The organism is Streptomyces sp. SID13666, assembly GCF_010548325.1.
Taxonomy (GTDB): Bacteria; Actinomycetota; Actinomycetes; order Streptomycetales; family Streptomycetaceae; genus Actinacidiphila; species Actinacidiphila fildesensis.
Window position 1 is genome coordinate 215,367 of the sequence record NZ_JAAGLX010000005.1, and the last position, 23,489, is coordinate 238,855.

Here is a 23,489-nt window from a genome sequence, read left to right on the forward strand (position 1 = left end):
CCACCGAGACCAACTCCCGGCCGGCCCTGCTCGTGTGGGGTCGGTATTCCGCCCACGATCGTGCACATGACGGCCCGGGCGGATTATAGGTTGCTCTGAATGGTTGCGGATCTATGGAAGGGCGATATGACGACGTCCCCGCTCGATCGGATCACCGATGGCGACCGCGCGACCACCACGGGCACTATCGGAACAGGACGGCGCTTCGGCTGGCTGCTGGTGATCTGCGGCGCGCTCGGGACGCTCGCGGCATCCGTGATGACCCTGCACGACTTCACCGTTCTTGAGGACCTGGGCTGCGGTCAGAACTGGGTCACCCCCTGCGGCACCATCATCAAGAGCTCACAGGGCTCACAGGCGCAGGAGTTCGGCTTCCCGACCTCGATGATCGGCATGATCGCGTATCCGATCGTGGTCTGTATCGGTATGAGTCTGCTCGCGGGCGCCCGCCATAGGAGCTGGTTCTGGCTCGGAGCGCAGGCAGGCTCCCTGTTCGGTGCCGGGTTCGCGACCTGGCTCCTGTACCAGTCGCTCCGCAATGCCGACTCCCTGTGCCTGTGGTGCTGTCTGACGTGGACCGTCTCCATCACCCTCTTCTGGTACATGAGTGTGCACAACATCGAGCGTGGCCTCATCCGGGTCCCGGCAAGGATGCGCACCGCCGTCCTGGCGACCGGATGGTTCCTGCGCTCCGATACGGCATCGCCACGAAGCTGATCTCTTGGGGTGCAGGCACTGCGGGCGGGTTCTTGTTCGGGCCGGTAGTGTCGCCGCTGCGCGGAGCGGGTTGACGTACACGGGGGAGAGTGGGGCACGGATGCACGTCCTGGAGCCGGGGGATCCGCCGCGGATAGGGGAGTTCACGCTGGTCGGCAGGCTGGGTGCCGGCGGTATGGGCCAGGTGTTCCTGGGGCGTTCCGCGGGCGGTCGGGCCGTGGCGGTGAAGGTGGTCAAGGCGGCGCTGGCGGAGGTTCCGGAGTTCCGGGCCAGGTTCCGTCAGGAGGTTGCCGCGCTGCACAGGGTGGGCGGTGAGGGGACGGCGCCGGTTCTGGGCGCCGATACCGAGGCCGCGGCCCCGTGGGTGGCCACCGAGTACGTGCCGGGGCCGGCACTGGACCAGGTCGTCGGGTCGGGCTACGGGCCGTTGCCCGAGGCGACACTGCATGCTTTGGCGGGGCGGCTGGCCCGTGCGCTGTGCGCGATCCACGGCGCGGGTCTGGTGCACCGCGATCTCAAACCGTCGAACATCCTGCTGACGGTCGACGGCCCGCGCATCATCGATTTCGGTATCGCCCGGGCGCTCGACACCGCGGCGGGCAGCGTGCGGACCTCGACCGGGGTCGTGCTCGGCTCGCCGGGCTTCATGTCGCCGGAGCAGGTGCGCGGACAGCCGGTGACGGCTGCCGCGGACGTGTTCAGCCTCGGCTCCGTGCTGGTGTACGCGGCGACGGGGCGGCTGCCGTTCGGCTCGGCCGAGTTGGGGCCGCACGCGCTGATGTTCCGTGCCGCCGAGGAGGAACCGGACCTCACCGGGGTGCCGCAGGCGCTGACCGGTCTGGTGACGGCCTGTCTCGACAAGGACCCGCAGCGGCGGCCCACAGCCGAACAGCTCGCCGCGGGCACCCACGCCGACGCGGACGGGCCGTGGCTGCCCGCGGAGCTGCTGACTGAGCTCGGCCGGCTCGCCGCCCGGATCCTCACCGCGGAGACACCGCCGCAGATACCCCCTGTGGAGGCATTGCCGAGGGTAATCGCCGCGGACGCACCGCCGCTGGTACTCGCCGCTCAGACACCGTCGCAGGGCTCGACGGCGCCGACGCGGTTCACGCGGCGGTGGCGGCCGGTGCTGGCCGCAGTGGTGACGCTCGCCGCGGTGGCCGCGGGCGTGGCGCTGATCCTGCGTGACGGTGGTGACAAGGACCCCGCGGCGGGCAGCACACACTCGGCGACCGCGCCGGCGTCGAATTCGGCATCACCGAGCGCCGGGCCGGGAGTTCCGAATGAGTTCGTCGGCGCCTGGGAAGGCGTGGTCGAGGGCAGTTCCGATTTGCCGAAGCGGGTACTGCGGCTGGAGATCTCACCGGGCCGGCCGGGCGACAAGGTCGCCGCGTACATCGACACCGACCGGAATGTGCAGTGCACAGGGCGGAGCAAGCTGGTGTCGACCGATGCCGACACCGTGGTCGTCGCCGCGGGCCAGGTGACCGCGGGAGTTCCGCAGGGACGCTGCAAGCCGCTGTCCCAGCAGACCCTCAAGGTGCGGTCGCGAGACGTGCTGGTGTGGACGTCCGGCGGCCTGACGGCCGATTTCTACCGGTCGGCCGGCGGAGGGACCGCGGTGCCGGACCAGTACGTCGGCGTCTGGGTGCCGGCCAACCCGGCCTATCGGGAGAAGGAGTTGATCTCGATCACGCAGGGCCCGGTCGGTGGCCGACTGGTGCGGATCTCGGGCATGGCGGGCATGGAGGACGGCACGGAGCAGTTCTGCGACAGCACTCTCGCCATCGGCGCGGTGTCCCCGGTGCTGGCGCTGAGCCCGCCGACCTACGCGGCGAAGTCGGGCAAGGGCTGCCGTGAGCCCTCCGCGATCTTCTTCATGGTCGGTCGCGACGGCCATCTGCTGCTGTACAGCATGGACGCGGACGCCGAACCGGGAGAGTACGTGCGGAAGTCCTCGTAGCGGGGGGCCGTCGGCGCCTGGCCGGAGGCGCACCACCGCTTCGACAACCTTTACCGTGACGTCGCGCCGGCCACCGGCTGCGCGCGCCGGCCTCGCCGCTGGTACCGCGGCGCGCGGCGTTCGCCATTCGTCGGACCGGACGATCGGCTCCCCGCAGTGAGGGGCGTTCACTAAAACGAACGATGGGTTAAATACTGCGTCGAGTGTTCGGTATAGTGAACGCATGGTTCATTCAATCGAGGCCATTCGGGTCGGCGCACAGGTCCGCGCCCACCTCGATGGCACCGTCCGCGTGTCCTGCACCGCACCGCAACGGAGCCGCTGATGACACCCCCGCCGGCCGGCCGCCAGCCGGTGAGCAGTACCGCAGCCGCAGTCGGCGCGAAGATCCGCCTGCGCCGCCAGCAGCGTGGGATGAGCGCCGCGGAGATGGCCCGGCGCGCCGGGCTGAGCAAGGCCACGCTGTCGCAGCTGGAGTCCGGCAACGGCAATCCGACGATCGACACCCTGGACGCGATCGCGATCGCCCTGCGTATCCCGATCGCCGACCTGCTGGCACGTGACGCCGACACCGGGCCGGTCTTCCGGCCGGGCACGGACACCGAGCCCGGCGAGGTCTCCCGGGAACTGCTGCGCCGCATCAGCAGTGGCAACAGCCTGGAGATCTGGCGGCTGCGCATTCCACCCGAGAGGGAGCTGCCCGGTGTCCCGCACGCCACCGGCACGATCGAGCACCTGCTCGTTGCCACCGGGCACGTGACCGCCGGCCCTGTCGACGCCCCGCAGGATCTGGGTCCCGGCGACATGCTCGCCTTCGCCGGGGACGCACCGCACTTCTACCGCACTGGCGCCGAGGAAGTAGACATCACCGTCGTCTTCGCCTCGCCCATCAGCACCTGATACCAGGCACACCCCCCATCAGCGCCTGATACCAAGACGCACCCCCCATCAGCGCCTGATACCAAGACGCACCCCCCATCAGGGCCTGATTCCAAGACGCCCCCCATCAGTGCCTGAGAGCAAGGAACACCCCTCATGAGCACCACCATCGCCATCACGCCCTCCAGCCGTGCGTTCATCAGCGACAACATGGCCGGGGCATCCGAGCAGATAGTCCGGGCCGTCGCCGGCGCGGCCGTCGGGCAGGTCCTGCCGTACGGCAACGACCCCTTCACCGACAACGCCCGCCGCAGGCTCGGCGAGATCTTCGAGCGGGACGTCGATGTCTTCCCGGTTTCCACCGGGTCCGCCGCCAACGGCCTGAGCCTGGCCGCCCTCACACCACCGTGGGGCAGCGTGCTCTCCCATCCCGGCAGCCACATCAACACCGACGAATGCGGCGCTCCGGAGTTCTTCACCAACGGCGCCAAGCTCGTCGGTGTCCCAGGCATTGACAGCAAGATCGACCCGGAAGCGCTGCGGGCGGCGGTGGGCCGGCGGGCCGGTGACGTGCACAGCGTGCAGCCGTCCGTGGTGAGCATCAGTCAGGCCACCGAGAGCGGCAGCGTCTATACCGTGGAGGAGATCCGCCGCCTGTCCGCCATCGCCAAGGACGCGGGACTGCGCGTCCACATGGACGGCGCGCGCTTCGCCAACGCCCTGGACCATCTCGGCGTCGGCCCGGCCGAGATGACGTGGAAGGCCGGCATCGACGTCCTGTCGTTCGGCGCCACGAAGAACGGTGCGATGACGGCCGATGCCATCGTCTGCTTCGACCCCGCGCTCGCCGCCGAGCTCGCCTTCCGCGCCAAGCGGGCCGGCCAGCTCGCCTCCAAGATGCGCTTCCATGCGGCCCAGATCGACGCCTACCTCACCGATGGCCTCTGGCTGCACAACGCCCGCCAGGCCAACGCGATGGCCACCCGGCTCGGCGACGGCCTCAAAGCCATTCCCGGCACCGGCCTGCTGGCCACGCCGCAGGCCAACATCCTCTTCTGCCGTCTGCCCCAGCAGGTCACCGAAGGACTCCTCGCCGAGGGCTACGCCTTCTATCACGACCGCTGGGAACCGGGAATCGTCCGGTTCGTCACCGCTTTCTCCCACAGCGCCGACGACGTCGACCAACTCCTCGACGCAGTCCGCCGCCACACCCGCTGACCGACGGCCCAGGTGCTGCGCACAAGGCCGACGGTGCGTATCTGTCAGAGGGCGTCGTGGGCCAGAAGGCTGCGGGCACAGTCCAGTACGGTCTCCTGGGCGGGCCGGGGCTGCCAGCCCGTCATCCGGTGGGCCTTGTCGGTGTTGTGGCGGTTTCGGCGGCCCCGTGAACCCAACGCCACCCCGAGCCGCTCGTACGGACGCGTCACCAACCGGGCGCGGATCCTCGCTGCCGCGGGCGAGGCGTTCGCCGCGTCGTCCAGCGCTTCGATGACCGCCATCGCCAAGCAGGCCGGCGTCGGCGTCGGCACGCTCTACCGGCACTTCCCCACCCGGGAGGCGCTCATCGTCGAGCTCTACCACCAGGAGATCCAGAAGGTCATCGACCTGGCGCACACCCTTGCGGCCTCGCTCCCACCGCTGGATGCCCTGCGGCGCTGGTTCAACGAAGTCGCCCGCTACGGAGAGCTCAAATACGGCGTGGCAGAAGTGATCCACGCCGCGACCAACGGCGGCCTCGACGACGAGAACTACGAGCCCTTCCTCGGTGCCATCGCCGTCCTGCTGGCCGCCGGCGTCGCCGACGGCACCCTGAAACCCGGAACCGATCCGGAGGACGTGCTCCTGCAACTCAGCGTGCTGTGGCGCATCCCCCGGGGCCGGAGAGCCAGGCACGCGCCGCACGCATCCTCGATCTCGTCATCGACGGCCTGCGCACCCGACCTTCCTCGGCGTGACGACCCAGGCCGGCCCTGCCGTATGAACGGGCTCAGGGCCAACGGCCGCGCGGGCGAGTACCGCTGCCTGGTCCGTAGATGACAGCTGGGGACAGGACGGAGGGTGTGTCCCACGCGGCTGTGATCTACGTGTGACGGTGCGGTTGTCCCGTCCCGCTAGACGTTCCCCCTGGCACGACGAACTGGCCGGAGTCGAAATGTTCGAGCCTCTTCCAGCAGCGCTCGTAGGCTGCGAGCGTCCGGCGGGTGGGCGAGTACATCAGGCGTCAACCGAGGGTTCGTGGTGGGGGCAGTCGGTCAGTGCGACCGCCGTCATGGTGAGGTGCTGGGTCAGTACCTCGGCTGCGGCGTCGGCGTCGCGGGCCAGCGCGGTCTCCTCCAACCGGCGATGCTCGGGAGCTCCGTCACGCTCGGGTCGACGGTGCGCCGACCAGCGGCGTGCCAGCTCGCTCGCAATCCACATCCGGTCGAAGGTCTCCAACAGGACCGGGTTGCCGCATCCCTCCAGGAGGGTGCGGTGGAAGTCGCGGTGGGCCGCGGCCCATGCGTCGCTGTAGTACTCGCCTTCTCCTGGCACGTATGCCGGGGTGCGGGCCAGGCGGTGGTGGGCCGCTCGTACGCGAGCCTCCCAGTCGACATCGCCGCGCTCGATGGACATGCGCAACATGACCGGTTCGATGGTCCGGCGGGCTTCCGCGATCTCCTGCCAGCGGCGGTCGGAGAAGGCCGGGACGGCGAAGCCGCGGTTCGGCAGCCGGTCGGCGAGGCCCTCGCCGACCACCCTCACCAGTGACTCGCGTACGACGGCCAGGCTGACGCCCTGTTCCTTGGCGAGGCTCTGCGGTTTGAGGGCGTCACCCGGGGCGTAATCCCCGCGCATGATCGAGTCCCGCAGGTGTGTGTAGACCTGCTCGGAGAGCATCTGCTTGCCCGGCGAAGTCGAGGTGTGGGCCGTCTGCGTCATGGCCTCATCATAGACGATCCCTTCAATAATCGATTATTAGTGTTATCGTCGATTCATCGGCGATGAGAGCCGACGGCAGTGCTCCTGCGCGGCACCGCCGTCCCTCCGTCGACACCGCATCGCCGCCACTCCGCAGCACGGCCCGAACGGCCCGAAAGGAACGACGTGACAACCGCCAACAACCCCTTCGCCCGCCTCCCTGAGGCGGCCTCCTTCACTGTTGCCAGCACCGCCGTCACCGACGGCGGCGCCTGGTCGCCCGAGCAGTTCTCCGCCGGCGTCCCCGGTGGGAAGGATGTCTCCCCGCAGCTGTCCTGGAACGGCGCCCCGAACGGCACCAAGAGCTACGCCGTAACCGTCTACGACCCCGACGCCCCCACCGGCTCCGGGTTCTGGCACTGGGCGGTCGCCGACATCCCCGCAACCGTCACCGAACTGCCCGAGGGCGTCGGCAGCGACGCCGGATCGGGCCTGCCCGAAGGCGCCTTCCAACTGCCCAACGACGCCCGCGCAGCACGCTTCATCGGCGCCGCACCGCCGGCCGGACACGGCCCGCACCGCTACTTCGTCGTGGTGCACGCCCTCGACGTCGAGTCCATCGGCGTCGCGGCCGACGCCACCCCGGCCGTCCTCGGCTTCACCATGGCCGGCCACATCCTCGGCCGCGCGGTGCTGACCGCCACCGCCGAAACCCCCGCCTGACCAACGGCATGACCCACCTCATCGACACCACCGAGAAGTATCTCCGCACCATCCTGGAGCTCGAGGAGGACGGCCTGGTCCCCCTGCGCGCCCGTATCGCCGAGCGGCTGCACCAGAGCGGCCCCACCGTCAGCCAGACCGTGGCCCGCATGGAGCGCAACGACCTGCTGCATGTCGCCGCCGACCGACACCTGGAACTGACCGAGCACGGCCGGCGGCTGGCGATGCGCGTGGTGCGTAAGCACCGCCTCGCGGAGTGCCTTCTCGTCGACGTGATCGGGCTGGAATGGGAGCAGGTCCACGCCGAAGCCTGCCGTTGGGAACACGTGATGAGCGAAGCCGCCGAGCGCCGCATCCTGGAACTGCTCCAGTACCCGACGAAATCGCCCTATGGCATCCCGATCCCGGGTCTGGAGGAACTCGGCCGGACGAGCACCATGGATCCCTTCCCCGACGAGAGAATGGTCAGCATCAGCGACCTTGAGCTCGGGCCGAACGGAACGAGTGCCGTCGTACGGCGCATCGGGGAGACGATCCAGACCGACCCCCACCTGATGCACACCCTGCGGTACGCCGGGATCCGGCCCGGCGCTGTCGTGAACGTGATGTCCTCGCCCGGCGGCGTGACGGTCGGCAGCGGCGCGGAGGCGGTCGAACTCTCCGTGCAGACGGCCGCCTACGTCCTGGTGGCCGAGCGCTGAGCTCAACTGCGGCACGCGCGCCCGCTGTCGTGGCCGGCGCAGACCGTCGGGGGCCTCGACCACGAGCGTGGCCGAGGCCCCCGACGGTCTCCTGACACGTCACGGCAGATGGCTGCGGGACCCCGCAGTGGGATCACCGGGCAGGTTGCGCCCTGCCCGACGGCCCGTTCAGAAGTTTTTCAAAGAACCACCAATCCAACGGCGTTGGGGCTCCGAAGAAGCAGAGAGACCCTCCCCGGGATCTCGCGTCACCCCCGTACGATCTGCGGTTCCTCCCTCGGGGGCCGCGGAACAGGAGCGAATGTGATAGCCAAGCGCACCGGTCGCCTCGTGGTACTCGCCGCCCTGCCTGCCGCCATGTTCCTGACCGTGGGACTCTCCTCGCCAGCTCTCGCGGAGGGCGGCAACGCCTATCAGATCGACCTGGCGCAGCTGAACAACTCCGGTTCCCGGGGTACCGCCATGCTCAGCATCAAGGGCAACAAACTCACTGTGCAGATCGAGTCCGAGGGCATGGTGCCCGGACAGCCCTCGGCCCAGCATCTGCACGGCTCGACCAATGGCCATGACTTCCACTGCCCGGACGCCAGCGACGACACCAACGCCGACGGGGTCCTCAGCAACACCGAGGCCACCGTGGACTACGGCAACATCAACATCTCGCTCACCACGTCCGGGGACACCCTGGCGACCAGCGGTCTCGCCGTGGACCGCATGCCCGTCGCCGACAAGCAGGGCAAGCTCTCCTACAAGCGGACGCTCACCGTCTCCAAGGAAGTGGTCGACCACATCAAGGACCTGCACATCGTGCAGCACGGCATCGACCGCAACAAGAACGACAAGTACGACTTCGAAGGGGCCGGGGTGAGCGAGCTCGACCCGAAGCTCCCTCAGGAGGCCACGGCTCCGACCAACTGCGGAATGGTCATGGGCGCGTCCGTGGGGTCCATTCCGGTGGGCGGTATCGAAACCGGGGGCGGTGACCCGCAGAGCGCGATGGTGCCGACGGCGTTGGCCGGCAGCGCGGCAGCCGTGTCCGTGGCGGCGGTCGGCGCGGCGGTCGTCGTGAGGCGTCGGCGTGCGCTCGCCGGCGTCCGGACGGAGTCCTTGAGGAGCGCCGCGTGAAGCCCGCTCACCTCTCCGTACCGACCGCGCCTCCTGCGCCCGACGCCGCTACCGCGCGACCCCGCGGCCGCGGAGTCACCGGCCTGGCCGCCGTCCTCACCCTCGCCGCACTGACGCTGACCGGGTGCGGGGGCCAGGACGCCGCTGCGCCCCCGGCGCGCCAGGCTCAGAAAGCCGTACAGGGCCAGGCGCCCGCCGGCGGCTCCCAGAGCGCGTCGCCGGAGGCCGGAGCGCAGGGCGGATCGAATACGGGAAACGCCGCGCCCGCCCTGGCCCGATCGGCGCCGCAGACGATCACCATCCCGTCCCTCGGCGTCTCCAGCAACCTGGAGACGCTGCGCCAGGACAAGGACGGAGTCATGAAGGCCCCCAAGGACCCCGATCTCGCGGGCTGGTACGAACCCGGTCCGACACCCGGCTCCGTGGGACCGGCCGTGATCGCCGGCCATGTCACCTGGAACGGTGCGGCGGCGGTGTTCGCGAAACTGAAGACCATGAAGGCCGGTGACACCATCGAGGTGACCCGGCAGGACGGCAGAAAGGCCACGTTCACGGTCGACCGGGTCGCCGAGTATCCGAAGGCCAAGTTCCCCACGCTCGAGGTCTACAAGAATCTCGACTACGCGGGACTCCGCCTGGTCACCTGCGGCGGTGAGTTCGACCCGAAGAAGAGGTACTACGACAGCAATGTCGTGGTATTCGCCCGCATGACGGCTGCCGCGTAGCGAAGAGGGCGAAGCAGCGTGCTGCGAGCTGAGCTTCCGCGCGTCCCGTGTTGTGCCGCCCGGCCGGCGGCACAACACGGGACAGCACGTTGGAGCCGGAGCCTGAGGCGGCATCAGCATGACCGCGGCCGAGCCTGCTCACCGAGGCAGCAGATCCCGGCATGGGGTTGTTGCGACGACGTAACCGTCCGACCGGTCGGAAGGGTCAGGGCCGCCGGTACGGGTGGCAGAGCAGGTCCTTGTAATTGCCGTCATCGAGGCAGACCCGCACGAGCCCGGCTCCGCCGACGACATTGGCCGGCACGGTGAAGGTGAAGTTCTTGGACGTACCGCACGCCGTATCGACGGGCTTGGAGTCGTTCGAGCCCAGCTGCACGGTGTCGGCGGCGTTGTAGGTGTACGCCCAGGTGAGCCGGCAGTACGCCAGGCCGGCCGAGCTCACCGACTTGTGTGTCCCCGTCACCACGACCGACCGGTTCAGCCACGTCACAGTCCCCTTCGTCCATGTGTTCCCGACAGTGACTTCGAAATCGGTGGAGGGGTAGGCGGCGGTGTGAGCGCCGGCGGCGGGAGCGCCCAGCAAGGTGCCCGCGGTCAGCACGACGGTGCCGAGGGCAGCTGCGAGATGAGTGCGCATGCGATCTCCAGGATGTGAGCCGGTTGCGGCCTCACATCCTGCGCGAGCCATCCATCTGCGGACCAGCTCTTAAGTCACGGCTTAAAAGGGGGACGCGACGGCCGATACCTCGGCGACCCCGTGGCTCACGACTCCGTCATGGTGCCGGTCCTCAACAGGGCGAGCCCCAGCGGGGTGATGAGGTGCAGCACGGAACCGCCTCGGCGGCTGGTGGTGATGAGATCGGTGTCCCGCAGCACCGTCGCGTGCTGACTGGCGGCTGCAGCGGAGACGTTGAGGCGGCGTGCCAGTTCGGTCGTCGTGCAGCCTTCCGCTGTCACCTGCAAGGCAGCGGCTCGCGTTCGGCCGAGGAGAGACTCCAGGTTCCGCACGGGCGAGTTGTCCGGTTCGGCCGGTCCAGCACCGGTCAGCGGCCGACGGAGGGCCGGTACCGTCAGCCGGGGTGGCTGGGCGGTGTCGAGCGGGTCCCACAGAAAGCTCACAGGCCGTGTCGAGAAGACCGTGGGCGTGATGATCAGCCCCCTGCCCTGGAGGCGCACCTCGACCCGGCGGGGGTAGGGAGCTTCGAGAACGGGAGGACGCCAGCGGACCAGTGGTGCGCAGATCGAGCGCAGCAGCAGATCGATGCCTCCCTCGAGCACCAGGTTCGCGGAGCGGGTGGACAGCGCGACCAGTTCCGACCGTCCTCGTTGCCAGTACGGCTCCACCGTCAGCCGATGGCAGGCGCGCACGGCGTCGGCGAGCTCCCGGCGCGCTTCGCGGTCCCCTTCCGACACCCGCCTGGCCCATGACAAGTGTCCGGGATGGAAGTTGAGCCCCTCGAACTCGCGTCGCAGCCGCGACACGGGGGCGTGCAGCAGGTTGTCCAAGGAGTGTTCCAGGGACGGCGTATCACCCATCAGGGCCAGCAGGTCGAGCCCGGGACCGCGCACCGGAATCAAGGACGTCAGCGGGCGCGTGTCCCCGCCCAGCCGGCCCGCGACCGCCGAACGCCACGAGCGGAAGTGAGGAAGGTCCCGGTTCTCCCTCAGCAATTCCAGGCTGTAGTAGATCTCCGCTGCGACTCCGATCGTCGCGGCCACACGTGTCCGCGCGAGGTCTTCCGCCGTGAAGTGAATGCGTAACACCCGACCGGCCCCCTGCCACCGCAATAGAGCGCGTGTGCGCAGCCCCAGCATGCCCCAACCCGGAACGTCGCACAGGACGGCCCACCGCCCTCGCACCTGCGCCGGAGAGCCGCCATCCGAGTGAAGGCAGGTTCGTCCTTACCCGACGGTCGGTCAGTGTGTGTCGCTGGGCGTCCCTTCAGGGCGGGGATGACGTCAATAGCGGCCCGGCAGTGCGGGCAACGGCCCGCAGTGAACGGGACGGATAATCGGTTGCCCGCTGGCGATGATGGTGGATGCAATGGCCGACATGGTCACCAAGGTGCTTCCGCCACGGCGAGATGAGCTGCATGCGTAACTGCCAAGCCGTGCCCCTGTGCGTACCGGGCCAACTGCCACCGACGCTCCGCACGGGAGAGGGCAAGGCATGAATACGCCACCATCGCCATCTGGAGGGGAGCGGACCGACGGATCGTCCGTCCGGATCGGCGCTCTCGTTCCGCTGACGCGGCCTGGCTGGGTCGAGGCGGGCAGGCACTTGCTCGCTGGACTCGAGTTGGCCGTTCGCGAAGTCAATGACGCCGGCGGGATCGTGGGACGACCACTCGAGTTGGTGGTCCGGGACACCGCGGCTGATCCGGATCGGGCGGCGGCGGCCGTAGATGAGTTGGCTGGTCTGGGCGTGGCTGCCGTGGTGGGGGAGTACCACAGCGTCGTTGCTCGCGCCGCTGCCGCCAGGGCCGACGCCCTCGGCCTGCCGTTCCTCTGCTCGTCAGCGGTTCTCGACGCGCTCACCGACGAGCCGACGCAGTGGGTCGCGCGCCTCGCCCCGGCACAGTCCCATGGCTGGCAGATCTATGCAGACTTCCTCCTCGGCGCGGGCCACAGCCGAATCGCCGTAGCAACGCAGCCGAGTGTCTACTGGGCATCCGGAGCCCGGATTCTGCGGGACCACCTCGCTCCACGTGGCGGCACCGTCATCGAACTCGACATGGGCGCGCTCACCCCCACGGCCGTGTGCGACGAACTCGTCCACCATCGCGCGACCGCCCTCCTTCTTCTGGTCGGCCACCCGGAGCCGGCAGTGCCGATCGTGAGGTCCGTCCGCCGCGACCAGCGCCTGGCAGAGATCATGATGGGTGCTCCGGCCGGGCAACCGGAGTTCGCCGAGTGGGCGGCGTTGCTGGGTGACGAGGGAGCCGGGATCCCGTTCCTGCGCTACCTGCCCGAGCGCCTCGGCCCACTCGGTGCACGAGTCGAGACGGCTCTCCGCGAGCGGCTTGGCGAAGCACCCTCCTTCGTCGCCTTCGAGGGCTACGACACGGTCGCCGTCCTCGCCGATGTGCTGCGTTCGAGCGGTGGGGACCGGGCGCGCACGAGTGCATCGTGGTCGCGCGTTGCGGTCGAAGGCACCCGGGGGCAGATCCGGTTCTCCCGCGTGCCCGGCATCAACGTCTGGCAGTGGGCTTGGCCGCCGGTCCAAGTCGTTGATCGGGATCCGGCGGAACCCGCTCGCTTTCGGATCCTTCATGCCGGCTGAGGCAGTGGCCCTCCTTCCTCTCCAGCGCTGCCCAGTCTGAGGCTCGCGTCGGACACCACGCAGCTGTGGCCGTCGCGCATCAGGCGGCGGGCGATGTCGGCGCCCATCCGGCCGGGCGCATCACGCCGAGCTGCCGGGGGTTACGTGTCGGCGTGGTCCGTTCGCCTCGGGTCGGGGCCTGGGAGCCAGGGCAACTGCCAGGGCGTGTTGCCCGGGTGCTGCGTGGGTCCCCAGGAACCCCGTGCGTAGGGCACCGGCGCGGGTGGGTGATCCACCAGCGGTTGGATGACGCGCCAGGTCTCCTCCACGACGTCCTGCCTGGTGAAGAGCGAACGGTCGCCGGTCAGCGCGTCGTTGAGGAGCCGCTCGTAGGGCTCGGGGGGCTTGCCGAGTTCGGCGGCGAACGACAGGTCCAGGTGGACGTCTCTGGTCGAGTGACCGGATGCCTCCTTGGAGAGCATGTTGAGCCGCAGTCCGGGGTCCGGGTCGATCCGCAGCACCAGCTCGTTGGGGTCGGGATGCTCGGGCTGGTCGAGGAAGGCCAGCCGCGGCGGGCGTTTGAAGACCACGCGCACCTCGGTGGCCCTGGCGGCCAGTGCCTTGCCCGCCCTGATGGAGAACGGCACGCCGCTCCAGCGCCAGTTGTCCACTTCCAGGGCGAGTTCGACGTAGGTCTCGGTCACCGAGCCCGGCTTGACTCCGGGGACGTCCAGGTAGCCCTCGTACTGTCCGCGCAGGCAGCGGGCCGGATCGACGTCGGCCATGGCCCGGAAGACATCGACCCGCCGGTCCCACAGCGCGTCGGGTCCGGGGCCGACCGGCGCTTCCATGGCGATCAGGGCGAGCACCTGGAGGAGGTGGTTCTGGACCACGTCGCGCAGCGCGCCCACCGGGTCGTAGAACGACCCTCGGTCCTCGACTCCGAAGTCCTCGGCCATGGTGATCTGTACGGCCGCCACATGATCGCGGTTCCAGACCGGTTCCAGGAGCGCGTTGGCGAACCGCAGGAACTGGATGTCCAGTACGGGCTGCTTGCCGAGGAAGTGGTCGATGCGCAGGATCTGGTCCTCGGCGAGCACCTGGTGCAGCCGTGCGTTGAGCGCCCGGGCGGAGGCCAGGTCGTGGCCGAAGGGCTTCTCGAGCATCACCGTGGCATGCGCGGTGAGGTTCGCCGCACCCAGTGCCTCCACGACCGGGGCGAACAGCGACGGCGGGATCTCCAGGTAGAACAGCGGTTTCCCGGCATCCTTCAGCCGGCCGGCCAGCGCCTGGTAGGTCGCCGGGTCGGCGAAGTCGCCCTGCAGGTAGGTCAGCCGCCGGGCCAGCCGCTCGAAGGCACCGGCCTCCACCGGCTCGCCGACCGTGTGCAGGGCCTCGCGCAAGGAGGAGATGAGGTGGTCGTGCGACCAGTCTTCGCGCGCGACCCCGATGATCGGGCAGTCCAGGAGCCCGGACGCCTCCAGGCGGTAGAGCGACCGGAAGGTCATTTTGCGCGCCAGGTCGCCGGTGATACCGAAGATCACCAGGGCGTCGGCGGTCACTGCTCCGCCCTCCACGCCGCGGCATGCGCCATCGCCGTTCCGGTGAGGGCACCGTCGAGGCCGAACAGACATGCCCGAACCCGCTCAGGCGGACCATGAGTCATGAATGGGACCATATAGCCCATGTTTTGAATCTGCTGGCAACGGCACGGTCGGACATCGACGCTGCTGCGGGGCCCCACGGCGGCCAGGCTTGTGCACTGCCGCGGTCAGGGCGATCGAGCCGGGTGAACGAGACCGCGGTCGCCCGGCGGGAGCAACCACGATCAGGAGTGGTTCACGTAGGTGACGATTCCGCCGACGGTCAGACCCAGTGCGCAGCCGATCTCGAACCCCTGGCGGCGCATCGCCGGGGTGTACGACGCGGCGGTCATGTCAATGGGTCCGATGAGGCCCAGAAACAGGCCGCACAGGCAGACGACGTAGCCGTGCTCCAGGGCGGCGGCCTGCCACGCGGGGTCGGGCGAGACCCAGGCACGGGAGTAGAGCTCACCGTCGGGCGTCCGCAGTTCGAGCCGGGAACGGCTCATGACGTCCGGTCTCCATCGCCCCGCATCGCAGTCCGGTATCTCGTGCAGCTCCCAGCCCGGGGCCGAGCGCAGGTCGGCGTATCCGGGCGGCCTCCGCCGCATGCCGAAGTAGACCTCGTTCTCGTCGCGTCGCGGCGGTTCGCGCATGCGCAGCTTTTCGAACACGGTGGGCGGGATCCTGTCCAGGCGGACCCCGTCCTCGTCGGAGCTGGGCGGATCGGGCAGGCGCAGCTGCGAGAATTCCGGCGGCAGGCGCTGCATCCCGAACAGGATGGCCCCCTCGATCTGCGGTTCCCTGGGCACCTCCTCGATCGACGCCGCTGACGTCACGGCATGTTCGACGTGGTTGGTATGCAGTCGTAGGACCTGCCGGAACTCGAAAAGCGCCGCCGGGGTGTGACCCGTCAGGTCGGGGTCGAGGGTGACCGTGCCCTGCGGGGTCTGCAGGCCCAGCAGGATGCCATCGAGCTGCAGCCCGGGGTCGCCGCAGAACAGGATCTGTCCGTGGTCGTCGACCTCCTCGAACGGCGGGACCCTGCTCATCTCGCGTCCTCGAAGGCGCGTACCAGTTGTCGTTCCGCGTCGGCGAGGTAGACCGACAGCAGCAGCTCCGCCTGCTGGGTGTCCCTGGACTCCAGGGCGCCCAGGAGTTCGCGGTTGCGGGTGAGGTAGGGCTCATGGAAGCGCTGCGGGTTGTCCATGACGTGGAAGGACAGGCGTAGTTCGGCGTGGATGCGGAGCATGAACTCCTCCAGCCGCGCGGATCCGGCCAGTTGCACGATCCCGCGGTGGAAGTGCAGGTCGGCGGTGGCGACATCGGGCCAGCGCTGGTCGGCCGCGGCGCGCTCGCCGGCCTCGACGGCTGCCCGGATCGCGCCGATCACCCGCTCGGGGGCGCCGACCAGTTCCCGTACGGCCGCACCCTCCACGAGTCGGCGCAGCCGGTACAGCTCCACGACGTCGTCCCGGCCCAGGGTCCGCACGAACACGCCGCGGTTGAGCTCGTGCACCAGCAGGCGTTCCTGGGCCAGCAGTCGGAAGGCCTCACGCAGGGTGTTGCGGGAGACCCCGAGGGCCGCGCCGATGGCCTCCTCCGACAGCCGGGTTCCGGGTGGGATCCGCCCTTCGGTCACCCGGTCCCGCAGTACGCCGGCCACGCGCTCGGCGGTGCTGCCGCGGCCGAGCGGGTCCTGGTCTCGCGCCAGTTCGTCGATCCATGACCTCGGAGCGTTGGTGCTCACCTGCGTCCCTCTCATCCTGCGGACAAATCGTTGAACAAAATATACTCCGTGTGTACGGCGAAATGGAAGCGGTGAGAGCCACTATTGAATGCCCTCTTGCTGGATTGTTGAACAATCCTTACCTTGTTGAGCAGGCGCAGCAGGCGCATTCAAGGAGTCGCAGGAGGCAAGTAAATGACGCAGAGTCAGACGGACCGCGGTCCTGCCGGGTGGAGGGTGCTGATGCTCATCGGACTGTTCGGCCTCGTCGTGAGGCGGCTCGCCGGGGAGCCCTTCAGCACTCTTCTGGACTGCCCGCTCGGGATCGTCGACTTAGCCGGCCTGCTGGTCGCACGACGCAAGTAGCAGTGGAGGCGACATGGACCTGTAGGGCAGGGACGCGCATCGCTTCGGGCCGACGGCGTGTGATCACCGAGCCGGAGATGTGGGAGGAGCCCCGATCGGGGCGGCCCGCGGACGTGTTGAGCGACGACGACCACGCGCCGCTGCTGGGCACCCTGCTGGTCCTGGTGTATGTCACCGTGGGCGTGCAGACCGCGGGCACCAAGCTGATCGGTGAGGTCGGCGGCACGTTCGCCGCCGCCGTACTGCTCGGCCTGGTCACGACATGGCTGGCCGCCAGACCCGCGCAGCCCCCACGCATCGTGCTGCTGCTGCCAGGCTTCTTCACTCTCACCGTCGGCTCGCTGGGCATGCGCGGGCTGACCGCACTGGCCGGCGGCTGCCCCATCCAGGGCTTCCACGACCTCACCAAAATGACCACCATCGTGACCGCCATCGCCGCCGGACTCCTGCTGGGCGCCGTCCTCGCCCCTCGCCCCGAGCCGGTGCCGTGACCTCGGCCGCCGCTCCGCCATCGCCGCAGCCGCGGATCGGCTGCCGCCACCGCGGCAGCCGGCGGGCCGAGGGACCGGGGGAGTGGCGGGGCCAGGGGGTCTAGCGAATGCCGGCCGCCTCACAGGCGGCGGCGTAGGCGCCGGCACAGATCTGCATCATGAGATACACCTCGTCCTTGACGACCGTGTCCTTGATGTTGTCCTTGGTCACCGACACCGCGGTGAGCAGCTTGGCGGGCACGGTGGTGCCGGAGCCGCTGGTCGCGACGGTGTCCGCGACGGTCTTGATGTCCTCACCGTTGATCAGCTTGACCGCGATCTCGGCGGTCGCGTCGGCCTCGGGCTTGAACGCCTTGTACACGGTGCTGCTCTGCTTGCCGGCCAGGATCCGCTGGATGCCGGCGAGGTCGGCATCCTGACCCGTCAGCGGGACGTTGATGCCGGCATCCTTGAGGGCGGTGGCGATACCGCCGGCCATGCCGTCGTTCGCGGAGTAGACACCGTCGATGTTCTTGGCGCCGAGCCGCGCGATCGCCTCCGTGACCTTCTGGTTCGCGACGGTATCCTTCCACTTGCCGCTCTGCTCGTAGGCGATCTTGACCTTGCCGTCGAGCGCCTTGTGCGCACCGGCCTTGAACTGCGCGGCGTTCGGGTCGGCGTCGTCACCGTTGATCATGACAACGTTGGCAGTCGGGGTCGCCTTGTCGCCCATGGCGTTGAGCAGTGCCTGGCCCTGCAGCTCGCCGACCTTCTCGTTGTCGTAGGAGACATACGCGGAGACCGGACCCTGGGCGAAGCGGTCGTACGCCACGACCTTGACGCCCTTGTCCACGGCCTCCTGGACCGACGCCTTGATGCCGACCGCGTCCTGCGGGCTCAGGATCAGGACCTTGACGCCCTGGGCGATCATGTCGCGGACCTGCTGCGCCTGTCTTGCAGGGTCACCGTCGGCGTTCTCGTACGCGATCTTGCAGTCGGGGCAGAGCGACGTGATCTTGCCTCCGATCAACGGACGGTCGAACTTCTCGTACCGCTTCGTGGCGTTGTCCGGAAGCAGCAGACCGATCGACTTGTCCTTCAGGCTGACTCCGGTGTCGCCCGTGTCACCGCAAGCGGCCGCGGACACGGTCATCGTTACCGCAAGCGAGCACATGACGGCACGACGCATTACCGCGTTCATTTTTGGGTTGCCTCCCTGACGAGGCCGCAAGGCTGCGGCCGAGGTTCACGGGAGTCAACTCGGCCGTTGCCATGTCGTCAATAAGTAAATTGTTAACGAGATGGAAACGACATAGTTGTTAATTGTCTGAACCAATAGCAAGGACCGACAGCGGGGGGCCGGCTCCCAGTGCCAGGTTGTCCGTGGTCTCCCCGGGCGTAGGGACCACAGGCAGAAGGTGAGGGCGGACTGTCGTCTAGCCGCCCACCTGGGTGGTCACTCTAGCGAAGTAGGGCCAGCCGTCCACTTCGAGATTCTGCACCGATGACCGCATCTCCAGAATGGGCGCTGTGGCGTCGAGCAGGCGCCTGACCGTTCCCGGCTCGTAGAGGTTGAGCCAGGTGCGGTCGGGGAGACGTACGACTGTGCCCGCCTCGAAGTACGAGTTCGAGACGATTCTGTCCGGGCCCGGGGCGAAGACCAACGTCAATCGGCGTCGAACGCCCTGCGCCGGCACCTCCGGGAAGAGGGAAAGCGTCAGCCGGCAGTCGGCGGGGTCCGGTCTCACCCGCTGCCGGACGGTCCAGCACCAGACGGCCTCGTTCACCACGAGGCGGCGGATACGTCGATCGTTTCCCATCGGACCACCGTAGACCGTTGACCTGGACGACCGGCAGCCTCCTTACGACGACTCAGCCACCCACTCCAGGTCACTTGCCGGACTCGGCCCGGTGCGCCAGAGCCGGTCGGAGCATGGTGTGGCGGCGGTGAACGGGCGGATCCACCGCCGACGACACGGATGCACCTGGCGCCGGAGGCTTCAGTTGTCGCGCCCGGCACCGCGATCGGGTGCGCTCATGTCCCCCGTCCCGGGCGTGCCGTCGGCGCGGCCGTAGCGCAGGTAGACGGTGCCCTTCGGGCTGGCGACCGGCGGTTCGAGGAGGGTGACGTTCGTGGGCACCGCACCGCCGTCGAACACCTTCTTCCCGTCGCCGAGCACGATCGGGTGCACCCAGAGGTCGAGCCGGTCGAAGAGCTGCTCGCGCAGAAGGGTCTGCACCAGGTTCAGACTCCCGACGACCCTCACGTGCTCGTGCCGATCGCGGATCTCGCGCACCGCGCCGGCCAGATCCGGGCCGAGCTGCGTGGACCCGGCCCACGAGAGGTCGGGCTTGCCACGGGAGGCCACGTACTTCGGGACACGGTTGAAGAGCGTGGCGAACTCGGTCTCCTCGGCGCCCTTCTGGTGCGGCCAGTAGGCGGCGAAGATGTCATACGTCCGCCGGCCGAGCAGGAGGGCGTCCGTGCCCTCGTACGCGGCATCGACCTGCGCCCCGGCGACCTCGTCCATCAGAGGCGCCTGCCAGCCGCCGAACGGGAATCCCTCCGGGTCCTCGTCGGGGCCGCCGGGCGCCTGCCCGACGAGGTCGAGGGTGGCGAACAGCTCAATATGGATGAGACCCATGTCTTGCTCCCGATGAATCGGTTGTACCGGTCGAAAGGTAGACCGGCGGGCGCCCGCAGACTCATCGGCGCGACGGCAACCGGTACGCATCGGCGCGACGGCAACCGGTACGCATCGGCGACGCGGTCCACCGGACGACGCAGCCGTGGGCAACGGCGGTGCCCGCGGTGCTGCATCACGGGACACCTGCGGTGCACGCGGTGCGGTGCCACCTGGGGTCCGGGTCAATGACTGAGCTCACCGCGTTCCAGCCGGAGCAATCGTGCTCTCCGGATGATCCCGGGCGGCAGAATGGTGCGATGGACCATCGTTTCGTCGGCATCCCGGAGCTGACCGGCGTTCCCCGTGTTGCTGTCGTCATCGACGTCATGCGCGCCTTCACCGTGGCTGCCTGGGCCTTCTCGCGTGGCGTCGAGAGGATCGTCCTGGCCTCCACGGAGAGTGAGGCACTCACCTTGAAGGAGAGCCACTCGGGTTGGCTGGCGTTGAAGGACGGGGCTCCAGCGGCGGGCTTCGACGCGGTGAACTCACCCGGCCTGCTCAGGTCACGTGATTTCGCCGGCCGCACGCTGGTGCAGAAGACGACGGCGGGCACCGTGGGAGCGCTGGCCGTCGCGAACGCACCGCTGGTCCTGTGCGCGAGCTTCGTCGTGGCCGGCCCGACCGCGCGGTTCCTGCGGACCACGGACTCCGGCCCGGTGACGTTCGTCGTGACCGGCGAAGAAGGCCGGGCCGACGAGGACCTGGCCTGCGCCGAATACATCGGCCACTCCATGGCCGCAGGCGAGGTCGACGCGGCTCCGTATCTCCACCGCGCGAGGACCTCTCGTGCCGCGGCCGATCTTGCCGCTGGTCTGCGGAGCGGATACCACCCGGACGACGTCGATCTCTGCTTGGAGATCGACAGGTTCCCTTTTGCGATGGTGGCTCGCCAGGAAGAGTCCCTCACAGTGCTCCGGCCCGTTGCCGTGCCTGACCTCCCATCCCGTATCCACTGACCGGCCGACCGTGGTGTCCTCCTACCGTGGCGGCGCTTCCTTTGCGATCGGCGATGGCTCGGCATGGCCCCGGCCCCGAGCTGCTGGTGGGGGGCGCGTAGACCGGTCAGCATGATGGTCAGGCTGCAGCGGAAGTCGTCCTCCGGGGTACTGCCGGAGGCGTGGCGTTCGCTCAGGGCCACCGCCCCGCCGACACCGGCCTACTGCAGACCGCGTTGCGAACCTGGCTCGGCCCCTCGTCCTGAGCAGGACCGGTTCACCACCGCCGAGGGGCGCTGGTGAACCTCCGCCCAAAATGGGCGATGGGTGTTCTTCGATCGCCGAGTCATTCCTGACCAGGCTGCGAGACCGGAGGTGGCCCGGTCAGGCGTGGTGGGCGCTGCGTCAGGTTCCGTCGGTGATGTACCAGTCGTTCTTGAGGTACTCCAGGGTGTAGTTGCCGAGGTCGCTTTCGGAGAAGGTGCCGGAGGGCCTGACCGATTCGACCGGCATCTCGATCTTGTCGGGCGTGCGCACGGAGACGCGCTGCGGGTCGACCGTTGCGGTTCGCAGGATCTTCTTCTGCGCGGGCGAGATCATCTGGAACACGATGACGTACGTCGACGTGCACGGGCCGAAGCCCTTCTCCTCCGCCTTCTTCGCGCCGGGGCCGGCCACTTCGCAGACCGTGTGAATGTCCTCACGGCCGAGGGCGTGGAGGTACTGCTCGTACCGCTGGATCGCGCGCTCTTTCGTTTTGGGCGCGGGCTGAGCGCCGGTCGGGGTTGCCGACGGCTTCTCGGTCGGAGCGGGCACCGACGGAGTTGCCGAAGGCGTTGCCGACGGCACGTTCGTCCGCGTGGACGCGGACGGCTGCGAAGGCTTCGTGTCCGTGTTCTCCTTCGACTTCTCCGGGCCGCACGCGCACGCCACCATCGCCACACAGGCCGATACCGCCACGCTCACCATCGTTCGCGCTCTCATCAGGTCCCCTCACCAGCCGACTACACATCATGAGGTCACGCAGGAACCGAGGGAACGGTTCCCGAGCAGGTCCAGGAGTGGTGATCGGTGCCGCGCGCGTCGCCGTCCCGGCCCGCGACGAGGAACGCGGGACGCGGGACGGAACAGCAGACGCCGGCGGCGAGTCAGCGCCGGGCGGCGAGAGCCTCGACCTCGAACAGCACGTCGGGTGTTGCCAGGCTCGCGACACCGATGAGGGTTTGCGTGGGCGGTTTCGCACCCCAGCCCTTCTGCACGGCCCCGGCGATCGGCCCGAGCTTGCTGACATCGTGGTCCACCACATACGTCCTGAGCTGGACGACGTGGCTGAGGTCGAGCCCATGGGCGGCGAGGGCGACGCCGATGTTGTGAAACGTCCGCTGCACCTGCTCGGTGAAATCGGTCGAGACGACCGCGCCGTCCGGGCCCGATCCGTACTGACCCGAGACAAGCACCAGTTCCGTACCGGCGGGGACGGTGGCGGTGTGGCTGTAGCCGAACGGGACCGGGTCGTGCAAGCCGTCCGGATTGACCATGACGTGTGCCATGAGGGTCACCTCTCGCGTGCGATGGGCCTGTGTCGTGCTGAAGCCTCCCAACGAATCACGACACCGTGTGTCGTGTATTCCGATAGCGTTTTCGTGTGCGCGCCGATCGGTTGGTCTCGCTGGTGCTGCTGCTGCGGCAGCACGGTCGGCTGTCCGCGGCCGCACTGGCTGGCCGGCTGGAGGTGTCCACCCGCACCGTGCTGCGCGACATCGATGCGCTGTCCGCAGCCGGTGTCCCGGTCTACGCCGAACGCGGTCGGCACGGCGGGTTCGAGTTGCTGCCCGGTTTCCGGACCGAGCTCACCGGCCTGAACCACGACGAGGCACTTGCTCTGCTGGTTGCCGGATCGCGGCGCGGCGCACAGGCATTCGGGCTCGGCCCGGCGCTCGCTTCGGCCATGCGCAAGGTGGTCGACGCGCTCCCGGAGAGCTATCAGGCCACTGCGGCCGGCGCGGCTCAGCGATTGCTCATCGACCCGGAGACCGACGTCCTCTCGCGCCGGCTGGTCACCGAGGAGGCGCCAGACCCCGTGGTGACCGAGATCCGGCGCGCGGTGTTCGCCGGACACAAGCTGCGCATCCACTACGCGGCCGTGGACCAGACCCCCAAGTGGCGCACGGTGGACCCGATCGGCCTGGTCACCGTGCGCGAGCAGGGCTACTTGCTGGCCACGAGATCCGGCGCGGACCGCACCTACCGGCTGTCCCGGGTCCTGGCCGCCGAGGAACTCGCCGAACCGGCACAGCGCCCGGAGCGCGTCGACCTGGACCAGGCCTGGCAGGAACGCAGCCGGCAGTTCCGGACCGGCGGCGACCAAGTCACCGTGCTGGTACGGATGAACCCGACGCGGCGGGAGGAACTGGTGGGCACCGCGCTGGCCGTCCTCGCCGAGGAAGCCGAGACGGACGGCCGGCTGCGGCTGGAGGTGACCTTCCAGGATTCGCGACACGCCGAATGGGCGCTGTGGCACCTCGGCACGAACGCGGAAGCCCTCACCCCGCAGTGGCTGCGCGACTCCCTGCGCAACCGCGCCGCCGAGATCGCCACTCTTTACAGAACGTCGTCCTGAGAGAAAGGCCGGGACGGTGTCCGCATCTTTGGATCTTCTGCCAATACGGCTGTCCTGCGGGGCGGGGGGAGAGTGTCCGCCAGGGGGCGCGGCGGTTCCTGGGGAA

26 protein-coding genes are annotated in these 23,489 nt (G+C 68.9%); 14 read left to right on the forward strand and 12 right to left on the reverse strand.

From position 1 onward, the window contains the following. The first annotated feature begins 126 nt into the window (after window positions 1–126). The 4 genes from G3I60_RS11540 (at window position 127) to G3I60_RS11555 (ending at window position 4,777) form a co-directional block, all read left to right on the forward strand. On the forward strand, window positions 127–717 hold the full coding sequence (locus G3I60_RS11540; protein WP_164293226.1) for a vitamin K epoxide reductase family protein: 591 nt from the start codon (window positions 127–129) through the stop codon (window positions 715–717). Window positions 718–817: 100 nt separating this feature from the next. Further along, complete coding sequence (locus G3I60_RS11545; RefSeq protein ID WP_164293227.1) at window positions 818–2,680, forward strand: serine/threonine-protein kinase; 1,863 nt, start codon at window positions 818–820, stop codon at window positions 2,678–2,680. 324 nt (window positions 2,681–3,004) lie between these two features. After that, window positions 3,005–3,580, forward strand: a complete 576-nt coding sequence (locus tag G3I60_RS11550) for a helix-turn-helix domain-containing protein (RefSeq protein ID WP_164293228.1) — start codon at window positions 3,005–3,007, stop codon at window positions 3,578–3,580. A 135-nt stretch (window positions 3,581–3,715) separates the two neighbouring features. After that, window positions 3,716–4,777: a low specificity L-threonine aldolase gene (locus G3I60_RS11555; RefSeq protein ID WP_164293229.1), complete on the forward strand. Its 1,062-nt coding sequence runs from the start codon at window positions 3,716–3,718 to the stop codon at window positions 4,775–4,777. Window positions 4,778–4,821: 44 nt separating this feature from the next. Here G3I60_RS11555 and G3I60_RS45345 read toward each other — a convergent pair whose 3' ends face one another. After that, window positions 4,822–5,058: a hypothetical protein gene (locus G3I60_RS45345; protein WP_239069734.1), complete on the reverse strand. Its 237-nt coding sequence runs from the start codon at window positions 5,056–5,058 to the stop codon at window positions 4,822–4,824. Here G3I60_RS45345 and G3I60_RS11565 point away from each other — a divergent pair. Further along, window positions 5,048–5,596: a TetR/AcrR family transcriptional regulator gene (locus tag G3I60_RS11565; RefSeq protein WP_239069735.1), complete on the forward strand. Its 549-nt coding sequence runs from the start codon at window positions 5,048–5,050 to the stop codon at window positions 5,594–5,596. The genes G3I60_RS45345 and G3I60_RS11565 overlap by 11 nt on opposite strands. A 177-nt stretch (window positions 5,597–5,773) precedes the next feature. On the opposite strand, the gene G3I60_RS11570 is transcribed toward G3I60_RS11565, so the two are convergent. After that, window positions 5,774–6,478: a GntR family transcriptional regulator gene (locus tag G3I60_RS11570; RefSeq protein ID WP_164293230.1), complete on the reverse strand. Its 705-nt coding sequence runs from the start codon at window positions 6,476–6,478 to the stop codon at window positions 5,774–5,776. A gap of 165 nt (window positions 6,479–6,643) precedes the next feature. Between G3I60_RS11570 and G3I60_RS11575 the strand changes: the two genes are divergently transcribed. From G3I60_RS11575 to G3I60_RS11590, 4 genes are all read left to right on the forward strand, one after another. After that, the gene (locus G3I60_RS11575) at window positions 6,644–7,180 is read left to right on the forward strand and encodes a YbhB/YbcL family Raf kinase inhibitor-like protein (protein WP_164293231.1); all 537 of its coding nucleotides are present in this window, start codon (window positions 6,644–6,646) and stop codon (window positions 7,178–7,180) included. Between the two features lie 8 nt (window positions 7,181–7,188). Further along, window positions 7,189–7,881, forward strand: a complete 693-nt coding sequence (locus G3I60_RS11580) for a metal-dependent transcriptional regulator (RefSeq protein ID WP_164293232.1) — start codon at window positions 7,189–7,191, stop codon at window positions 7,879–7,881. A 303-nt stretch (window positions 7,882–8,184) separates the two neighbouring features. Continuing rightward, a complete protein-coding gene (locus G3I60_RS11585; protein ID WP_164293233.1) occupies window positions 8,185–9,006 on the forward strand; it encodes a hypothetical protein in 822 nt (273 codons plus the stop codon). Further along, window positions 9,003–9,731, forward strand: a complete 729-nt coding sequence (locus tag G3I60_RS11590; RefSeq protein WP_343240882.1) for a class F sortase — start codon at window positions 9,003–9,005, stop codon at window positions 9,729–9,731. Before G3I60_RS11585 ends, G3I60_RS11590 begins: the two co-directional genes overlap by 4 nt. Window positions 9,732–9,936: 205 nt before the next feature. On the opposite strand, the gene G3I60_RS11595 is transcribed toward G3I60_RS11590, so the two are convergent. Both G3I60_RS11595 and G3I60_RS11600 read right to left on the reverse strand, forming a co-directional pair. After that, window positions 9,937–10,368, reverse strand: coding sequence for a hypothetical protein (locus G3I60_RS11595; protein ID WP_164293234.1), 432 nt, complete (start codon window positions 10,366–10,368; stop codon window positions 9,937–9,939). A gap of 125 nt (window positions 10,369–10,493) precedes the next feature. Beyond that, window positions 10,494–11,546 (reverse strand): helix-turn-helix transcriptional regulator, encoded by a 1,053-nt coding sequence (locus tag G3I60_RS11600; protein ID WP_203672729.1) that lies wholly within the window; start codon window positions 11,544–11,546, stop codon window positions 10,494–10,496. A gap of 355 nt (window positions 11,547–11,901) precedes the next feature. Between G3I60_RS11600 and G3I60_RS11605 the strand changes: the two genes are divergently transcribed. After that, on the forward strand, window positions 11,902–13,014 hold the full coding sequence (locus G3I60_RS11605; RefSeq protein ID WP_164293235.1) for an ABC transporter substrate-binding protein: 1,113 nt from the start codon (window positions 11,902–11,904) through the stop codon (window positions 13,012–13,014). Between the two features lie 140 nt (window positions 13,015–13,154). On the opposite strand, the gene G3I60_RS11610 is transcribed toward G3I60_RS11605, so the two are convergent. From G3I60_RS11610 to G3I60_RS11620, 3 genes are all read right to left on the reverse strand, one after another. Then, window positions 13,155–14,555 carry a glucose-6-phosphate dehydrogenase gene (locus G3I60_RS11610; protein ID WP_198359571.1) on the reverse strand — a complete coding sequence of 467 codons (1,401 nt, stop codon included), beginning with the start codon at window positions 14,553–14,555 and terminating at the stop codon, window positions 13,155–13,157. Window positions 14,556–14,821: 266 nt separating this feature from the next. After that, entirely contained in the window at window positions 14,822–15,628 is an 807-nt protein-coding gene (locus G3I60_RS11615) for a hypothetical protein (protein WP_164293237.1), read from the reverse strand. Next, the gene (locus G3I60_RS11620) at window positions 15,625–16,326 is read right to left on the reverse strand and encodes a GntR family transcriptional regulator (protein WP_269287064.1); all 702 of its coding nucleotides are present in this window, start codon (window positions 16,324–16,326) and stop codon (window positions 15,625–15,627) included. Before G3I60_RS11620 ends, G3I60_RS11615 begins: the two co-directional genes overlap by 4 nt. Window positions 16,327–16,500: 174 nt before the next feature. Between G3I60_RS11620 and G3I60_RS11625 the strand changes: the two genes are divergently transcribed. Both G3I60_RS11625 and G3I60_RS11630 read left to right on the forward strand, forming a co-directional pair. Continuing rightward, on the forward strand, window positions 16,501–16,671 hold the full coding sequence (locus G3I60_RS11625) for a hypothetical protein (RefSeq protein WP_164293239.1): 171 nt from the start codon (window positions 16,501–16,503) through the stop codon (window positions 16,669–16,671). A 59-nt stretch (window positions 16,672–16,730) separates the two neighbouring features. Next, entirely contained in the window at window positions 16,731–17,162 is a 432-nt protein-coding gene (locus G3I60_RS11630) for a hypothetical protein (protein ID WP_239069736.1), read from the forward strand. 100 nt (window positions 17,163–17,262) lie between these two features. Here G3I60_RS11630 and G3I60_RS11635 read toward each other — a convergent pair whose 3' ends face one another. The 3 genes from G3I60_RS11635 to G3I60_RS11645 form a co-directional block, all read right to left on the reverse strand. Next, complete coding sequence (locus tag G3I60_RS11635) at window positions 17,263–18,330, reverse strand: sugar ABC transporter substrate-binding protein (RefSeq protein WP_138352078.1); 1,068 nt, start codon at window positions 18,328–18,330, stop codon at window positions 17,263–17,265. A gap of 247 nt (window positions 18,331–18,577) precedes the next feature. Further along, entirely contained in the window at window positions 18,578–18,961 is a 384-nt protein-coding gene (locus G3I60_RS11640; protein ID WP_164293240.1) for a hypothetical protein, read from the reverse strand. 180 nt (window positions 18,962–19,141) lie between these two features. Then, window positions 19,142–19,786, reverse strand: a complete 645-nt coding sequence (locus G3I60_RS11645) for a dihydrofolate reductase family protein (protein ID WP_164293241.1) — start codon at window positions 19,784–19,786, stop codon at window positions 19,142–19,144. Between the two features lie 299 nt (window positions 19,787–20,085). Between G3I60_RS11645 and G3I60_RS11650 the strand changes: the two genes are divergently transcribed. Beyond that, window positions 20,086–20,784, forward strand: a complete 699-nt coding sequence (locus G3I60_RS11650) for a 2-phosphosulfolactate phosphatase (protein ID WP_164293296.1) — start codon at window positions 20,086–20,088, stop codon at window positions 20,782–20,784. A 384-nt stretch (window positions 20,785–21,168) separates the two neighbouring features. Here G3I60_RS11650 and G3I60_RS11655 read toward each other — a convergent pair whose 3' ends face one another. Together G3I60_RS11655 and G3I60_RS11660 are read right to left on the reverse strand one after the other, a co-directional pair. Continuing rightward, window positions 21,169–21,747 (reverse strand): hypothetical protein, encoded by a 579-nt coding sequence (locus tag G3I60_RS11655; protein ID WP_164293242.1) that lies wholly within the window; start codon window positions 21,745–21,747, stop codon window positions 21,169–21,171. A gap of 164 nt (window positions 21,748–21,911) precedes the next feature. Further along, a complete protein-coding gene (locus G3I60_RS11660) occupies window positions 21,912–22,313 on the reverse strand; it encodes a RidA family protein (protein ID WP_138351921.1) in 402 nt (133 codons plus the stop codon). 95 nt (window positions 22,314–22,408) lie between these two features. Here G3I60_RS11660 and G3I60_RS11665 point away from each other — a divergent pair, with 95 nt between their 5' ends. Continuing rightward, complete coding sequence (locus G3I60_RS11665; RefSeq protein ID WP_164293243.1) at window positions 22,409–23,383, forward strand: WYL domain-containing protein; 975 nt, start codon at window positions 22,409–22,411, stop codon at window positions 23,381–23,383. Window positions 23,384–23,489 lie beyond the last annotated feature (106 nt).

Bases quoted from the DNA above. Each gene is read 5' to 3' on its own strand.
- G3I60_RS11640 (WP_164293240.1), bottom strand. From the start codon at position 18,961: ATGGGAAACGATCGACGTATCCGCCGCCTCGTGGTGAACGAGGCCGTC.
- G3I60_RS11660 (WP_138351921.1), bottom strand. From the start codon at position 22,313: ATGGCACACGTCATGGTCAATCCGGACGGCTTGCACGACCCGGTCCCG.
- G3I60_RS11550 (WP_164293228.1), top strand. From the start codon at position 3,005: ATGACACCCCCGCCGGCCGGCCGCCAGCCGGTGAGCAGTACCGCAGCC.
- G3I60_RS11545 (WP_164293227.1), top strand. From the start codon at position 818: ATGCACGTCCTGGAGCCGGGGGATCCGCCGCGGATAGGGGAGTTCACG.
- G3I60_RS11565 (WP_239069735.1), top strand. From the start codon at position 5,048: ATGACCGCCATCGCCAAGCAGGCCGGCGTCGGCGTCGGCACGCTCTAC.
- G3I60_RS11650 (WP_164293296.1), top strand. From the start codon at position 20,086: ATGGACCATCGTTTCGTCGGCATCCCGGAGCTGACCGGCGTTCCCCGT.
- G3I60_RS11555 (WP_164293229.1), top strand. From the start codon at position 3,716: ATGAGCACCACCATCGCCATCACGCCCTCCAGCCGTGCGTTCATCAGC.
- G3I60_RS11540 (WP_164293226.1), top strand. From the start codon at position 127: ATGACGACGTCCCCGCTCGATCGGATCACCGATGGCGACCGCGCGACC.
- G3I60_RS11605 (WP_164293235.1), top strand. From the start codon at position 11,902: ATGAATACGCCACCATCGCCATCTGGAGGGGAGCGGACCGACGGATCG.
- G3I60_RS11600 (WP_203672729.1), bottom strand. From the start codon at position 11,546: ATGCTGGGGCTGCGCACACGCGCTCTATTGCGGTGGCAGGGGGCCGGT.
- G3I60_RS11645 (WP_164293241.1), bottom strand. From the start codon at position 19,786: ATGGGTCTCATCCATATTGAGCTGTTCGCCACCCTCGACCTCGTCGGG.
- G3I60_RS11615 (WP_164293237.1), bottom strand. From the start codon at position 15,628: ATGAGCAGGGTCCCGCCGTTCGAGGAGGTCGACGACCACGGACAGATC.
- G3I60_RS11570 (WP_164293230.1), bottom strand. From the start codon at position 6,478: ATGACGCAGACGGCCCACACCTCGACTTCGCCGGGCAAGCAGATGCTC.
- G3I60_RS11655 (WP_164293242.1), bottom strand. From the start codon at position 21,747: ATGAGAGCGCGAACGATGGTGAGCGTGGCGGTATCGGCCTGTGTGGCG.
- G3I60_RS45345 (WP_239069734.1), bottom strand. From the start codon at position 5,058: ATGGCGGTCATCGAAGCGCTGGACGACGCGGCGAACGCCTCGCCCGCG.
- G3I60_RS11625 (WP_164293239.1), top strand. From the start codon at position 16,501: ATGACGCAGAGTCAGACGGACCGCGGTCCTGCCGGGTGGAGGGTGCTG.
- G3I60_RS11595 (WP_164293234.1), bottom strand. From the start codon at position 10,368: ATGCGCACTCATCTCGCAGCTGCCCTCGGCACCGTCGTGCTGACCGCG.
- G3I60_RS11635 (WP_138352078.1), bottom strand. From the start codon at position 18,330: ATGCGTCGTGCCGTCATGTGCTCGCTTGCGGTAACGATGACCGTGTCC.
- G3I60_RS11580 (WP_164293232.1), top strand. From the start codon at position 7,189: ATGACCCACCTCATCGACACCACCGAGAAGTATCTCCGCACCATCCTG.